Here is a 17,436-nt window from a genome sequence, read left to right as displayed (position 1 = left end):
TGCGGTTTGGCAGCGTGCGTTGGGTATCGACCAGATTGGCACCAAGGATAATTTCTTCGATCTCGGTGGCAATTCGCTGGTCGGCTTGCAGGTCGTCGCCGAGTTGCGCAAAGAACTCGATGTCGAGCTGACCCAGGTGGTGCTGTACGAAGCACCGACCATCGATGCGCTGGTGCGCTTGCTGTCACCGGCGCAAGAAACCACCGGACAGGAAGAAAGCGCCAGTCAACGGCTGGCCGAGCGACGCGGAAAAGTCAGACAGGGGCGTAGCTCGAACGACATCGCCCTGATCGGCATGTCCGGTCGTTTCCCCGGCGCGCGGACACCGCAAGAATTGTGGAAGAACCTCAGTGCGGGTGTAGAGGCGGTGACGTTCTACACCGAGGCCGAGTTGCTCGAGGCAGGTGTCAGTCCGGCGAAATTGCGGAATCCGAATTACGTGCGTGCGGGTTATGACGTCGAGGGTTTCGATCTGTTCGACGCGCCGTTGTTCGGTTATGCGCCACGCGAAGCGGAACTTATCGATCCGCAGCATCGGCAGTTCCTCGAGTGCGCCTGGGAAGCGCTCGAAGATGCCGCCTGCGATCCGGGGCGCTACGCCGGCACAATCGGCATGTTCGCCGGATCGAACGCGAGCACGTACGTACACAATCTGATGTCGCGCCCGGATTTGATGGAGTCTCCGGTCGCAGGACTGCAGATTGGCATCGGCAACAGCAACGATGCGTTGGCGACGCGGGTTGCCTACAAGTTGAATCTGCGCGGCCCGGCGATCTCGGTACAGACCTTCTGCTCGACCTCGGGCGTGGCCATGCATACCGCGTGCAGGAGTCTGTTGCACGGCGAATGCGACATCGCCATGGCCGGTGGCGTGAATATCGCCATCAGCGGCAAGGTCGGCTACATGTTTGAGGAGGGCAGTATCGACTCGCCCGACGGCCACACGCGTACGTTTGATGTCAATTCAAAAGGCGCGGTGATCGGTGATGGCGTAGGTGTGGTGGTATTCAAGCGCCTGGAAGATGCGCTGGCCGATGGCGATCACATCTACGCGGTGGTCAAAGGTTCGGCGATCAACAACGATGGTTCGTTCAAGGTGGGCTACACGGCACCGAGCGTGGAGGGCCAGTCGGTCGCCATCGCCGAAGCGCTGGCGGTGGCGGGCGTTGACGCCGACAGCATCGGCTTCGTGGAAACCCATGGCACCGCGACCGAACTGGGCGACCCGATCGAAGTGGCGGCACTGACCAGGGCATATCGCGGCAGTACCGATCGCGTCGGCTACTGCGCACTGGGCTCGATCAAGCCCAATGTCGGTCATCTGGATCGTGCCTCGGGTGTCACGGGACTGATCAAGGCGGCGCTGTCCTTGCAGCACGAGTTGATTACTCACGTGCTGCACTTCACGGCCCCCAATCCGAATATCGATTTCGCCAACAGTCCGTTCTTTGTCGTCGATAAACCAGTGGCATGGCCACGCGGTGAAACCGTGCGCCGCGCCGGCGTGAATGTGCTGGGCCTGGGTGGCACCAATGTGCACTTCATCCTGGAAGAAGCACCGCTGATCGAAGCATCCAGCGCTTCGAGACCTACGCAATTGCTGTTGCTATCGGCGAAGACGCAGGCATCGCTCGATAACATGTCGTCCCGGCTGAGCGCACATCTGCAGGAGTACCCCGAGCAAGACCTGGCGGACGTGGCTTATACGTTGCAGATGGGACGCAAGCGTTTGGAGTTCCGTAAGGCGGTCGTCTGCAACGAACGGGGTGACGCGATAACCGCGCTGCTAGAGGGCGGCGAGCAGGCCCATCTGACGCCGAACGCGAAGCCGTCGGTGGTGTTTATGTTCCCGGGTGTGGGCGATCACTACCAGGACTTGGCCGCGGATCTGTATCGCACCGAAGTCGTGTTCCGCGATCTGATCGATCATTGCTGCGCCGTATTGGAACCGGTCATCGGTCTGGATCTGCGCGAGGTGTTGTTTACACCAGGTGGATTGTCCGGCGAAGCACGTGCATCGATGGATCTGAAGGGTCTGTTGAAGCGCGGCGATCAAGGTGCACGCGCAGACGATCGTCTGCAGGCAACCTGGTTGGCGCAGCCGGCAGTATTTGTCATTGAATACAGCCTTGCGCAATTGCTGATGAGTTGGGGTATTCAGCCGCAGGCGATGATCGGCTACAGCCTGGGTGAATACGTCGCTGCGACGGTGGCAGGGAGTTTGGAGCTGGAAGACGCGCTACGTTTGGTGGCCTTGCGCGCGAAGTTGATCGAAGCATTGCCAGGTGGCGCGATGCTCGCAGTGCCGTTAGCGGAAGCGGAAGTATCCGCGCTGCTGCCGGAAGGCGTGTCGATTGCGATCTGCAATGGTCCGAAGACAACAGTGGTGTCGGGATCGGATGCAGCGATCACAGTATTCGAAGCGATCTTGGCGGCAAGGAGCATCGTCAACCGTCGACTGCAAACCACACATGCATTCCATTCGCCGATGCTGGATGGCGCCGCCGAAGGGTTGCGTGAGTTGTTAGAGGACGTGACGTTCTCGGCGCCGACGATTCCGTACCTGTCGAATCTAACCGGCACCTGGATCGGCGAGAAGGAAGCAGCATCAGCCGATTACTGGGTGTCGCATATGTGCGGCACGGTGCGCTTTGCCGATGGCATCGGCGAGTTGCTGAAGGACAAGGGACGCGTGTTGCTGGAGTTGGGCGCGGGCCAAAGTTTGGGTTCGTTCGTCAAACAACATCCGGCGTATGAGCGTGGGATGGCGGTGATCGCTGCATTGCGTGCACCGTTCCAAGATCAGCGCGATGACGCGTTCTTGTTGGGCGCGGTGGGGCGGTTGTGGCTGGCCGGCATCGAGCCGGATTGGGCGTCTTTCCATGGGGAAGAGCGCCGTCTCAAGGTTTCCTTGCCCACGTATGCGTTCGATCGTCAGCGCTATTGGATCGACGCCGAAGTCGCCGTACCAGCGTTCTCGCTGGAAAAGAGCATGATGACACTAGCGGAGAAATCGCCGCTTGCCGATTCATTCTATGCACCGCTATGGAAAGCTGTCGGTACCGTCGATGGGGCATTGAAGGCGCCTACGCCTACGACGGGTACATGCTGGCTGATCTTCGCGGATACCGACGGCATCGGCGATGCGCTGGCAGCAGCCGTAAAGTCGCTCGGCATCGAGACGGTGCTAGTCCGACGCGGCGAAGATTTCGCGGTCATGCAGGACGGTTCGCTCTCGCTTCGCGCTGCGAAGCCGGAAGACTATGTCGCGGTGCTGAAAGATCTCAAGCGCCGCGGTCTGACACCCGCGCGGATCGTGCATCTATGGGCGGCCGAACGCTGGGACGCCGATATGTCCGCTCATTTGACCGAGCAACTGGAAAACAGCTTCTACAGCCTGTTCCACGTTGCCCGTGCGATTGGCGAGCGACTGGCCGACACGCCGATCGAACTGTGCATCGTCGCCAGCGATTTGGAGCCAGTGCTGGGCACGGAAACGATTCATCCGACCAAGGCAACGTTGCGCGGTCCGTGCAAAGTGATTCGGCAGGAATACGCAACGATCGCCTGCCGCAGCATCGATCTGTTCTCATCCAACGAAGCAGCGTTGGGCGCAGATCGATTGGGAACACGCCTGGCCGCGGAAATTCTGTCCGGCCAAGGCCAGTTCACTGCGTTCCGTGATGAGCAACGCTGGATTCCGGTGGCCGTGCCGGTACACATCGACGCGCCCTTGTTGGACGAAATGCCGCGCTTCAAGGAAGGCGGCGTATATTTCATCACCGGCGGCTTGGGTGGCATCGGCCTTGCCTTCGCCGACTATGTCTATCAAACCCGCAACGCGAAGCTTGTGCTGGTCGGTCGTTCCGGCCTGCCGCCGCGCGAGGAATGGGCTGATATTCTTGCCGCAGGCAAGGATGACCGGATTACCGAGCGGGTGCGCAAGATCGGTGGCCTGATCGATGCCGGCGCGGAAGTGTTGATCATTACCGTGGACGTAGCCGACGCGACGCAGATGGAAGACGCCGTACGTCAGGCGCTCGAACAGTTCGGCACGATCAACGGTGTATTCCACGCAGCGGGTCTGCCCGGCCAGGGCCTGACCCAGCTGAAAACCGCACAAGCCGCAGCGGATGTGATGGCACCGAAGATCCAGGGTACGCTTGCACTCGATCGCGCGTTCGCCGATGTGGATTTGGATTTCATGATGCTGGTCTCGTCGGTTGCGGCGATCACCGGCGGCGGTCCTGGCCAGATCGACTACTGCGCCGCGAACTCGTTCCTGGATGCATTCGCACAGCGGTATCACACCAAGCATGGCGTGACGGTATCGATCAACTTCGGCGAATGGCAGTGGGATGCATGGAGCGATGGCCTGAAGGGCTATCAGCCGGAAATGCAAGAAGCGTTGCGCAGTCATCGCCGCAAGTTCGGCATTACCTTCGAGGAAGGCATGGAAGCGGTCCGCCGCATCCTTGCACTCGACACGCCGCAGATGATTCTGCTGCCCGAAGATACAGTGGCGATCATCGAGGGCAGCAACAGCTGCGCGGTCACCACCATCTCGAACGCGGTGAAGCAAACCCGCGGAGGCCGTTCCACTGCTTATCCGCGCCCCGCGTTGTCGAGTCAGTTCATTGCCGCCAGCAATGAGATGGAACGCAAGATCGCTGCGGTTTGGCAACGCGCGTTGGGTATCGACCAGATTGGCACCAAGGACAACTTCTTCGATCTTGGCGGTAATTCGCTGGTCGGCCTGCAGGTCGTTGCCGAGTTGCGCAAAGAACTTGATGTCGAACTGACCCAGGTGGTGCTGTACCAAGCACCGACCATCGATGCGCTGGTGCGATTGTTGTCACCGGCGCAAGAAACCACCGGGCAGGAAGAAAGTGCTGGTCAACTGCTGGCTGAGCGACGCGGAAAAGTCCGGCAGGGACGTAGTTCGAACGACATCGCCCTGATCGGCATGTCCGGTCGTTTCCCCGGTGCGCGGACGCCGCAAGAGTTGTGGAAAAACCTCAGCACGGGTGTGGAGTCGGTGACGTTCTACACCGACGCCGAGTTGCTTGAGGCAGGTGTCAGTCCGGCGAAATTGCGAAATCCGAATTACGTGCGCGCGGGTTATGACGTCGAAGGCTTTGATCTGTTCGACGCCATGTTGTTCGGTTATGCGCCACGCGAAGCGGAACTTATCGATCCACAGCATCGGCAGCTTCTTGAGTGCGCGTGGGAAGCGCTCGAAGATGCCGCCTGTGATCCGGAACGCTACGCCGGCATGATCGGCATGTTCGCCGGATCGAACGCGAGCGCCTATATCAACAATCTGATGTCCCGCCCGGATTTGATGGAATCCCCGGTCGCAGGACTGCAGATTGGTATCGGCAACAGCAATGATGCATTGGCGACGCGGGTTGCTTACAAGCTCAACCTGCGTGGCCCGGCGATTTCGGTGCAGACTTTCTGCTCGACCTCGGGCGTGGCGATGCATTTCGCATGCAAGAGTCTGTTGCTCGGCGAATCCGACATCGCCATGGCCGGTGGCGTGCACATCGCCATCAGCGGCAAGGCGGGCTACATGTTTGAAGAGGGCGGCATTGACTCGCCCGACGGTCATACGCGTACGTTCGATGTCAATTCGAAAGGCACTGCACTAGGTGACGGTGTAGGCATGGTGGTATTCAAGCGCCTGGAAGATGCGCTGGCCGATGGCGATCACATCTACGCGGTAGTCAAAGGTTCGGCCATCAACAACGATGGTTCGTTCAAAGTGGGTTACACGGCACCGAGCGTGGAGGGCCAGTCGGTCGCCATCGCTGAGGCACTGGCGGTAGCGGGTATCGACGCCGGCACCATCGGCTTCGTCGAGACCCACGGTACGGCAACTGAACTGGGTGACCCAATCGAAGTGGCGGCGCTGACCAAGGCGTATCGCGGCAGTACCGATCGCGTTGGCTACTGCGCGCTGGGTTCGGTCAAGCCGAATATTGGTCATCTGGATCGTGCCTCAGGTGTCACCGGGTTGATCAAGGCAGCGCTGTCCTTGCAGCACGAGTTGATTACGCAAGTGTTGAACTTCACGGCCCCCAATCCGAACATCGATTTCGTCAACAGCCCGTTCTTTGTCTCCAATAAGCCAATAGCGTGGCCACGCGGTGAAACCGTGCGCCGCGCCGGCGTGAATGTGCTGGGCCTGGGTGGCACCAATGTGCACTTCATTCTGGAAGAAGCACCGCTGCTCGAAGCATCCAGCGCCTCCAGGCCTGCACAATTGCTGTTGCTCTCGGCCAAGACGCAGCGCTCGCTCGAGCGCATGGTGGACCGGCTCGGCGCGCATCTGCGTGAGCACCCCGAGCAGAACCTGGCGGACGTGGCTTATACACTGCAGACGGGTCGCAAACGTCTCGAGTTCAGACAGGCGGTCATTTGCCACGATCACACCGACGCGGTCGCAGCTCTGGAAGTGGGCGATGTAAAGCGTGTGCTGGCTGCGCATCAACCACCCAACAGCAAGCGTTCGGCTGTGTTCATGTTCCCGGGCGTGGGCGACCACTACCAGGACATGGCGGTAGATCTGTACCGGCACGAAGCGGTATTCCGCGAAGAACTGGATCACTGCTGCAGCCTGCTCGAACCCGTGATTGGTCTGGATTTGCGTGAGGTGCTGTTTACGCCGGGCGGCCTGTCCGGTGAGGCGCGCGCGGCGGTCGATCTGAAGGCACTCCTCAAGCGTGGCGAGCAAGGACCGCAGGCCGGCGACAGCTTGCAGCAGACCTGGTTGGCGCAGCCGTGTGTGTTCGTGATCGAGTACTGCTTGGCGCATCTGTTGATGAGCTGGGGCCTCATGCCGACTGCGCTGGTGGGCTACAGCCTGGGCGAGTACGTCGCCGCGACGGTGGCCGGCAGCTTGTCCTTGGAAGATGCACTGCGCGTGGTGGCCTTGCGCGCCAAGCTGATCGACGCGTTGCCGGGCGGGGCGATGCTGGCCGTGCCGTTGCCGGAAGATGAAGTGCGCAGGCTGCTGGGCGAGGCGCTGTCGGTGGCGATCTGCAACAGCCCGAAGATGACCGTGGTATCCGGGGCGACGGCGGCGATCGAGGCGTTGGAAGCACGCTTGAGTGAACGTCAGGTCATGACGCGCCGGTTGCAGACCACGCATGCGTTCCATTCGAACATGATGGAACCGGCGTGCGAAGGCTTGCGCGAGTTGCTGTCGGATATCGCGCTGAAAGCACCGACGATTCCCTATCTGTCCAACCTGACCGGCACATGGATCGAAGAAGCGCAGGTGACCTCGCCGGACTACTGGCTGTCGCACCTGTGCCAGACGGTGCGTTTTGCCGACGGCGTCGGCGAGTTGCTGAAAGACAAGGAGCGGGTGCTGATCGAAGTGGGCGCTGGGCAGAGCCTGGGCTCGTTTATCAAGCAGCATCCGGGATACGACAAAGACACGACGCCGGTAGTGTCGGTGCTGCGCGCGGTGTATCAGGAGCAGAGCGACGAAGACTACATGCAAGGTGTGCTGGGTCGGCTTTGGATAGCCGGTATCGAGCCGGATTGGTCAGCGTATTACCGCGGCGAACGACGCCTGAAACTGTCGCTGCCGACGTATGCCTTCGATCAGCAGCGTTACTGGGTGGAAGCCGGCAAGCGTCAGGCGCTGGATGACGAAGAGGAAACGCGCGATACCGGCAAAGCCGCCGATATCGCGCGCTGGTTCTATCAGCCGATCTGGCGCGAATCCAGTTGCAGGCCGAGCAAGACACCAGGTGGCGAGCGCTGGCTGGTATTTCAGGATGAGGTGGGATACGCCGCGCAGGTACTGCCCGGTTTACGCCAGGTCGCGGGCGAGATCGTGCTGGTTGCCGCGGGCAATGCATTCCGCCGACTTGACGATACGCACTTCGAAATTCGCCCGGCTCATGCAGAGGACTACGACCGGCTGATTCGCAGCTTGCAACAAGAAGGGCGGTTGCCGTCGCGCATCGCGCACTGCTTTAGCGTGAACGTATTGGTTGCCGACACCGAACTCGATGATCCGGCTGCGCAGTCTTCCGTGCTCGATCGGGGTTATTACAGCTTGCTGTGGCTGGTGCAGGCGTTCGGCAAGCGCAACCTGCTCGATCCGCTGGATATCGTGGTGGTGTCCAGCCAGATGCAGTCGTTACTGGACGAGGATGTATTGGAACCGGCCAAATCGACGTTGCTCGGGCCGTGCCGTGGCATCCCACAGGAAAGCCCGCACATCTTGCTGCGCAGCGTGGATATTCCCAACTGCGTAGCTGGTGCGCCGGTCGACGAGGGCGTGGTCAAGGCGCTGCTTGGCGAGTTGCTGTCGGAGCCGGTCGAGCCGACCGTCGCCTATCGTGGCGGCATTCGTTACGCACAGGATTACACCGCGCTCGATGTCGAGGCGTTGGCACCCGAAGAAACGGCATTGCGCGAAGAAGGCGTGTATCTGATCACCGGCGGCCTGGGTGGCGTCGGTCTGATCCTTGCTGCGCACCTTGCACGCAAAGTGCGCGCCCGTTTGGTATTGCTCGGTCGCACCGGCCTGCCTGCGCGCGAAACATGGGCAAGCTGGCTGGACGAACACGGCGAAGACGATGCAACCAGCATCAAGATCCGCAAGGTGCAGGCGCTGGAAGAGGATGGCGCGCAGGTACATGTGATGGCGGTGGATGTTGCCGATCCCGCGCAGATGCAGGCAGCCATCCAGGCGGCTGAGCAGCGCTTCGGCGGCTTGCATGGTGTCGTCCACGCTGCCGGCATTTCCGATCGCTGGGCTTTCCGTACCGTGCAGGACGTTGCACGGGATGATTCGGAATATCAATTCAGGCCCAAGATGCATGGTCTGACGGCATTGCAGCAAGCCTTGCATGGCCGGTCATTGGATTTCTGCCTGCTGACTTCGTCGCTGTCGGCGGTGCTAGGCGGCATGACGATGATCCCCTATGCGGCCGCCAACATATACATGGATGCATTCACGCGTCGGCATAACCGCACGGCCGCGACACCGTGGATCAGTGTGAACTGGGATACCTGGCGTCTGCATGAAGGCCAGCACGCCACGGTAGGCAAAACCGTGCTCGAGTTCGAGATGAGTCCGGCCGAAGGCGCCGAAGCGTTTGAGCGCCTGATCTTCCGCCGTCCGGGCGACCAGTTGGTCGAATCCACCGGCAGCCTGCAAACGCGCCTTGAGCAATGGGTGCGCGGACCGTTCAAGCGTCGCCGCAACGACGGCGCAACGGCGCCCAAGACCCAGTACTACGCACGTCCAGCCTTGCTGACCACTTTCGCACCGACCACCAACGACGCCGAAGGCCGCATTGCCAAGGTCTGGCAGCGCGTGCTGGGTATCGAGGAAATCGGCATTCACGACAACTATTTCGATCTGGGCGGCACGTCGCTCTCGGCGATCCAACTGGTATCGGAACTGCAGCGTGAATTGAAAACACCGGTGTCACCGATCGTCATTTTCGAAGCGCCGACCGTGGCCGAATTGGCCAAGCGACTCGCTCCAGCCGCAGAGCAGGACAAGGAAGCGACGCTGAAGTCAAACATCGCGCAGCGCAAGGCGGTCAAGAAACGCACCAGCGAATCGAGCGATATCGCCATCATCGGCATGTCCGGTCGTTTCCCGGGTGCGCGCACGATCGATGAATTCTGGAAAAACATGGCCGACGGCGTGGAGTCGCTGCACCGTTTCTCCGACGACGAGCTGCTCAAGGCCGGTGTGCCGCGCAAGGTGTTCGAAGATCCGCGCTATGTCAGGACGCGGCCGGTAGTGCCGGATTCCGATTTGTTCGATGCCGGGTTCTTTGGCTTCTCGCCGCTGGAAGCCCAAATCATCGATCCGCAGCACCGCATCCTGCTGGAAGTGTCATGGGAGGCGTTGGAAAGCGCCGGCTACGACACGCAACGCTACGATGGCCAGATAGGTGTGTTTGCCGGCTCGAATATATGCAGCTATGCGCAGGATATTCGACGTGATGCGCGCTTCGCCGAGTTGTTCGAGCGACAAGAATCGGCGTTGCCCAGCGATGCGGATTCACTCACCACGACCGTTTCGTACAAGCTTAATCTGCGCGGCCCGAGCTACTCCCTGCAGACGTTCTGCTCGACGTCGATGGTGGCCGTGCATGTGGCATGTCAGAACATCCTCGCCGGGGAATGCTCGATGGCCTTGGCCGGTGGTGTTGCGCTGCGCGTACCGCATCGCGGCTACCTGCCTGAAGCAGGCAGCATCGAATCGGCGGATGGTCACAGCCGCAGCTTCGACGCTCGCGCCGATGGCACCGTGTTTGGCGAAGGCGTCGGCATGGTGTTGTTGAAACGACTGGAGGATGCACTGGCAGACGGCGACGTGATTCACGCCGTCATCAAGGGCAGCGCCATCAATAACGATGGCGCGATGAAGGCCGGTTATTCGGCACCGAGCGTGGAAGGGCAGGCTGAAGCGATCGCACTGGCGTTGGCCGCTGCCGGCGTCTCGGCCGACAGCATCGACTATGTGGAGGCGAGCGGTACCGCCACCGAACTTGGCGATCCGATCGAAGTCGCTTCGTTGACACGCGCCTTCCGCGGCTCCAGCGAACGCGAGCAATATTGCGTGTTGGGCTCGATCAAACCGAATGTAGGTCATCCGGACCGCGCCGCCGGTGTACTCGGACTGATCAAGACAGTCGAGGCAATGAAGCACGAACAGTTGCCACCGACGCTATTTTTCGAAACACCGAATCCCAAGATCGATTTCGAGCGCAGTCCGTTCTTCGTCAGCACGCAACTTCGACCGTGGCAGAAGAAGGCAACACCACGCCGCGCGGGTGTGAATTCGGTGGGCGCTGGCGGCACCAATGCGCACGTCATCCTGGAAGAGGCGCCGGTGCGGTCCGCATGCGAACCGGGACGTGCGACGCAGCTGATTTTGATATCGGCGCGCACTGCCTCGGCGCTGAACGCGGCCACCACCAACCTGCTGCAACATCTTCAGTGCCATCCGCAGCTCGACCTGGACGATGCCGCTTACACCTTGCAGGTTGGACGGCGTCACTTCCAGCATCGCCGCGCAATCGTATGCGGCACACGCGAGGAACTTCTGAATGCATTGGCTGGTACGCAGTCGAAGGGTGTATTGACCGGTGTTGCGGATGCGCGGCGTCGCTCGCTCGGGCTGTTGCTACCGCACGAAAGTGCTTGGCATGCAGGCATGGCCGCCGAGCTCTACCAGACGGAGCCGAGCTTCCGCGAGCATATGGATGCCTGCTGCGAGATGTTCGAATCGTTGCTCGACGCAGACCTGTTTCATTTGCTGAGCCATCCCGCCGAGCAGGTATCGGCGCCGCTGCCGGTACAACACGCGCTGGCGTTCGCCAACGCTTATGCAATGACGCGCCTGCTTGCCGCGTGGGGCGTGTTGCCTCACGCCGTATTCGGCGAGGGTGTCGGCGCGATTCTGGCCGGCATGCTGGGCGGCTGCTTCACGCTGGCGGACGCGCTTGCCATGGTGCACGCGCGGGCCGAATGGAAGCTGGGTCGGCGCGATGAAGCAGCGTTGCTGAAGCTGCTGCACGGCATCGAGCTGCATGCACCCGCATGCGCCTGCATGGTCTCCGCTGGCGATAGCTTCATTACGCCCGAGCAAGCTATCCAGCCCGCATTCTGGCTGGCCGAGCTCATCTGCGCGGGCGAGCCGTCGCCGTCGCAGGAAAACTTCCTCGCGATCAAGGATCGCAGCTTCCTGAGTCTGTCGCCGATACCGCAGAACCATCTGTCGCAGGTGTTGTACGCGTTGCCGACGGCGCATGCGGAGTTGACGGAGCAAGCCTGCTTGCTGCGTACGCTGGCCTCGTTGCACCTGGCTGGAAGCGAGATCGACTGGGCTGGCTTCCATGCACACAACAAACGCCAACGCGTGCTGTTGCCGACGTATCCGTTCGAGCGCGAGCGCTACTGGATCGATGCCGACTACCAGGCCATGAGTGAGCAGCAATTGGCCAAGCCGGCGACGGTGGCCAGTCAGGTCGATATCGAACAATGCCTGCATGCATTCTGCTGGAAGCAATCGCCTCTGCTTACCAACGCATTGGCCGGCGACGTGCGCTGGATCGTATTCGCCGATCCATCGTCGTTGTCACGCAGTGTGATGGCAGCGCTGCGTCAGTCGGGTGCGGAGCCTTATTGCATCGTCAAGGGCAACGCGCTCAAGGCTAACGCGGACGGTTCGCACACGGTCAATCCTGCGCACGCCGAAGACTTGGAATATCTGCTGCGCCAGGCGGTAGCGGGACACAACGGACCGTGCCGTATCGTCGATCTGTGGTCGACCACGGCGAGTGCCGCGAGCGATCAGGGTCATCCCGCGCGCATCGAAGCCATGCTCGCGCAGATGGCCATCCTCAAAGTGGTGCAGGGAGCGATCACGCACGCTTGCGTCGATCATGACTGTCGCGTGTTGCGTGTAACCACCGCCGCCGCCAGCGTCACCGGCGAGGAAGCGTTCGACGCCGAGCGCGCGTTGTTGCTGGTGGATGATGTGCCAAGCGATGGCGTGGCCTGCCGGGTGCTGGATGTCGTGCTGCCGGCACCGGACAGCGATCGCGAGGTGGATCTGGCCGATAGCATCTTGGCCGAGGCCTTGTGTGTCGGTCCGGACCACGCTGCGGCGATTCGCGGGATGCGGCGCTGGGTGCTGCAGTCGGAGCCAGTGCTGCTGCCGACCGATGTTGCTCCGGTATTCGCTGTGCAGCCGAAGGGAACCTACCTGGTGGTCGACGGACTGTGTCCGATCGGACTGACGCTGGCGTATCAGCTGGCCTGCCGCGGTGCCGAACAGTTGGTTATCACCCACCCATGGCAACTGCCGCCGCGCGAGCAATGGGACGCATGCGTGGCCGGCAACCTGGAAGAGAACGAGACCGCGCAATCCATCTGGCTGATTCGCGTTATCGAAGAATTGGGTTGCAAGGTACAGGTGGTGGTGGCCGACAAAGCGCAGCCCGATGACATGCAAGGCATGCTGGGGCATTTGCTGCGTGGCGACGGCGTCTTGAGCGGCGTGTTCTACGTGGCACGCGATCTGCCGCCCTCGATCTCGCCAGAGGAGGCCGGCGTCCATGGCATTGGCGAGGAGCGTCTGCGCATGCAGGGTCTGGCCGTGCTGGCCGAGATATTGCGCGAAACGGCCATCGATCTGGTCGTGCTGCTGGCCGCGGCAGACAGTGCGAGCGACTTGTCGCCGCACGGCCAGCGCAAATTGCTGGAGGCCTACCAGGGCGCGCTGGCAGCGCAGTCGTCGCGGCGCCGTCGTGTGGTTTCGATCGCCTGCAACGGCTGGGGCAATACGTCGTCCACGCACTTGGAGCACATCGCAGACATCGTCTGGCGCATTGTGGAAAGCGGCTTGAATCAGGTGCGGGTGGATACCCAGGCCTGGGTGGAAACTCCCGCCTTGATCGCGGCGCCGACGCGGTCCGACGACAGTCCGCTCAAGCGACATGCGCGACCCAACATCGACCGCATCTACGTGGCGCCGCGTGACGAATTGCAGCGGCAGCTATCCGCGGTTTGGCAGGAACTGCTCGGCATCGAACAAGTCGGTGTGGACGACGATTTCTTCGAACTGGGCGGCCATTCGCTGCTTGGCACGCGTTTGTTTGCGCGCATCAATCGCGAGTTCGGCATCGGCCTGCAACTGCGCAGCGTGTTCGAGTCATCGACCATCGCCGGTCAGGCCGCGCTGATTCGCGCGGTGCTCGGCATGCCGGTGGAAGGTGGCGCGGAATTCGAGGGCGAGATGCTGGAAGGGGAGATCTGATGAATACCGTGCAGTTTCTCAACCGGTTGCAAGAGCTCGGCATCCAGTTGTCGCTAGATGGCGACAAGCTACGCTTCCGCGCACCCAGCGAGGGCTTTACCGACGAGCTGAAAGCCGAGCTCGCGCAGCGCAAGCCGGAAATCGTCGGACTGTTGCGTCAACGTCAGGCGGTGGGCGAGCCACGCATCGAGCGGGTTGCGCGGGATGCACCGATCCCGCTGACCTTCGCGCAGCAACGACTATGGTTTCTCGACCAGTTCCAGCCCGGTGTGCCCGCCTACAACGTTTGCGATGCGGACGTGCTTGTGCGTGAGATCGACGTGCCCGCGCTGCGCCGAGCGGCGACCGAACTGGTGCGCAGGCATGAATTGTTGCGCACTAGCTTTCCGTCGGTTGAGGGTGTGCCGGTTCAGCACATTGCGGCGCCTTACGAATTTCCCCTGGCCTTCACCGATCTGAGCGGCATGCCCGTATCGCAGCGCGATACCGAGGCGCGTCGCCTGGCCGCTGAGGAAGGGCGTCGACCCTTCGACCTGGCACATGGACCTTTGCTTCGTCTGGGTGTGATCAAGCTGGAGCAGAAGCGGTATATGTGGTTGTTGAGCATCCACCATATCGTGAGCGACGACTGGTCCAAGAAGTTGCTCGGCAGAGAACTGGAAGTTCTTTACGATGCCTTTGCCAATGGCCGACCATCGCCGTTGCCGGAGCTTGCCATCCAATGGGCAGATTTTTCCATATGGCAGCATAAATGGCTAAGCGGCCAGAATCTTCAATCGCATGTTGACTACTGGAAACAGGTTTTGGGCGGTGAATTGCCTACGCTTAACCTGCCGGTCGACCACCCGCGCAAACAACCGGTGCGCGGCGAAAAGGGCAAATTCTTTTTCCCGCCCGCGTTGACCCGCGCTCTGCATGGTTTGTGCGAAGCCGAAGGCGTAACGCTATTCATGGCAGCGTTGGCCGGTTATGCCTGCCTGCTCGCGCATTACTCCAGGCAGGACGACATCATCATCGGCTCGCCCATTTCCGACCGCAGCAAGGTGGAAACTGAGAGCCTGATCGGTTTCATGCTCAATACCTTGCCATTGCGCGTGCACGTCGATCGACAGGCGACGTTTCGCGAGCTGCTGCGCCAGGTCAAAGAGACCTGTTTGGGCGCCTACAACTTCCAGGCCGTACCGTATGAATCGCTGATGCAGCAGCTCTCGGTGGAGCGCGACAGCACCGGCAACCCACTGTTTCGCAGCGTGCTGACGCTGCTCAATACGCCACGCGTCGAACGCGCCGCGGAAGGCTTGTGGGGGCGCGATGAGGCGGCCGCCGACATCAGCGGATTCCAGGGTGAATTCGGCCCCTACGAAGCTGATTTCGGCAATGGCACCGCCATGTTCGATTTCTCGATCACGCTGACCGAGAAGCACGGCGGCATCTGGGGCAAAATCGAATACAACGCGGATATTTTCAATCAAGCTTCCGTCGCCAGCCTGGTCGAGCGGTTCCAGCTGCTGTTGCGTTCGGCAGCACAGGATCCCACGCGCAAGATTGGTGATTTGTCGCTGCAGACGCCGACGCAGCGCGCCGAACTGCTGCAGCACTGGAGCCGTGGGCCGGAGCTTTCCTGGGAAGTGCAGCACCTGCATCAGTTCATCGAACGGCAGGCGCGGCTGCGGCCAGATGCCATTGCGATCGAGCACGATGGAAACGTCATCAGCTATGGCCAGTTGAACGCCAAGGCCAATGGCCTTGCGCGCCATCTGGGCGTCTGCGGCGTTAAGCCGGAGGCTCGCGTCGGCGTGTATTTCGAGCGCTCCATCGACCTGTTCGTATCCATCATGGCCGTGCTGAAAGCGGGTGCCGGCTACGTGCCACTGGACGTGACCTATCCGCTCGAACGCATTGCTTTCATCCTGGAGGATGCAAAGGTCGAACTGGTGTTGACTACAAGTGCGCTGGCCGGGAACCTTTCCGCGTCCAAGCATGCGCAGGTCGCGGTCGACAGCGAGGCCGCAGATATCGCCGCGCATGCGCAGACCAATCTGCCGCCGTTGGGTGCTGCGGATGGAGTGGCCTGCATCCTCTATACATCCGGTTCCACCGGGCGGCCGAAAGGCGCGGCGCTTACTCACAGTGCCCAGATCAACTACGCCGAAGATAGCGCGAACGCATACGGAGTAGATGCGTCGGAGCGAGTTCTGCAATTTTCGTCCATCGCCTTCGATGCCAGCCTGGAGGAAAGCTATTTAGCGTTCTCCCGCGGTGGCACGCTGGTGCTGCGAGGCGAGCGCATGCTCGATTCAATCGACGGATTCGTCGCGCATTGCCGCAGCATGCGCTTGAGCACGTTGGTGCTACCCACGGTTTACTGGCACGAGCTGATCGCCAGCCTGGACCCGCTGGCATTGCCGCCGGATCTGCGTTGCGTGGTTATCGGCGGCGAGCGCGCACTGCCTGAGAAAATTGTGCAGTGGCAGGAAAAGGTTGCCGGGCGAATCGCACTGTTCAATACCTATGGACCTACTGAAAGCACGATTGCCGTAACGCGCTATCAAGTACCGCCGTCGCCCTTGCCGGAGCTGGCTGGGGCGGAAGTACTGATTGGCAAGCCGATCGCCAATACCACGGTCTATGTGCTCGACCCGTGGCTGCAGCCTGTCCCTTATGGTGTTCCGGGCGAGGTATTCATAGGTGGCATGGCGCTAGCCCACGGCTACGTTGGCAAACCGGCGCTAACGGCCGAGAAATTTGTGCCGGATCCTTTCAGTGACACACCGGGCGCGCGTCTCTATCGCACCGGCGATCTCGCGCGCTTCCTGCCGGACGGCAATCTGCAGTATCGCGGGCGTGCCGACGACCAAGTGAAAATTCGCGGCTACCGCGTTGAACTGCGCGAAGTCGAGCTGCTGCTGCAAGAGTACGAGGCGGTCGAGGACGTGGTGGTCGTGGCACGTGAAGACGAGCCAGGCGAACGGCGACTGGTGGCCTACGTAGTGCCTCGCGCAGGTGCGTCGCTAAACGCCATCATGCTGCGCGCGTTCCTCAAGCCCAAGGCGCCGTCCTACATGATTCCGGCGGCATTCGTGCTGCTGCCGGTGCTGCCGTTGAATGCCAACGGCAAGGTGAACCAGCGTGTGCTGCCCAAGCCCGACGCCGGTGCCAACGCCAGCGGCGCGGATGGTGAGCGCATTGCCCCCCGCACACCGCTGGAACAACAGCTGTGCGACATCTGGATGAAGGTATTGCAACTGCAGGAGATAGGCGTCAACGACAACTTTTTCGACCTTGGCGGTCACTCGCTGTTGGCAACCCGAGTAGTGGCGTACGTCAACGCACAGTTACACATCGACCTGCCACTGCGACGCCTGTTCGAGGCACCGACCGTGATGGAACTCGCACCGGTGGTGGAGGAACTGGCGCACACCAGTCACGTGGAGTGGGACAGACCGATTTCTCTGCGCACGCTGATCGGCGGCTCGCCCGATGCACAACAGCACGACACGGGAGCAGCACAAGGCAATGCAAACGATGCGGATATCGAGCACATGTTGTCGGGCCTGGAGCAGCTGACCGATTCGGAAATCGAAGCCTTGCTTGACGCGGAGGGCGAGCACGGGAGTGAGTAA

2 protein-coding genes (1 of these 2 only partly in view) are annotated in these 17,436 nt (G+C 61.2%); both read left to right on the top strand.

Annotated elements, in window-relative coordinates:
* On the top strand, positions 1-13,813 hold the final stretch of the coding sequence (locus B0E51_RS19165; RefSeq protein WP_143525823.1) for a type I polyketide synthase. The gene continues 18,434 nt to the left of window position 1, outside the view; 13,813 of the gene's 32,247 nt are visible here — the last part of the coding sequence; its start codon lies off the left edge, out of view; it ends in the stop codon at positions 13,811-13,813.
* Positions 13,813-17,436: a non-ribosomal peptide synthetase gene (locus tag B0E51_RS07030; RefSeq protein ID WP_077444179.1), complete on the top strand. Its 3,624-nt coding sequence runs from the start codon at positions 13,813-13,815 to the stop codon at positions 17,434-17,436. The genes B0E51_RS19165 and B0E51_RS07030 overlap by 1 nt, the downstream gene beginning before the upstream one ends.

This window comes from Rhodanobacter sp. C05 (assembly GCF_002001165.1).
Classification (GTDB): Bacteria; Pseudomonadota; Gammaproteobacteria; order Xanthomonadales; family Rhodanobacteraceae; genus Rhodanobacter.
Note: the sequence above shows the minus strand (reverse complement) of the source record. Positions and strands in the feature narration are given on the sequence as shown.

Bases quoted from the DNA above. Each gene is read 5' to 3' on its own strand.
- B0E51_RS07030 (WP_077444179.1), top strand. From the start codon at position 13,813: ATGAATACCGTGCAGTTTCTCAACCGGTTGCAAGAGCTCGGCATCCAG.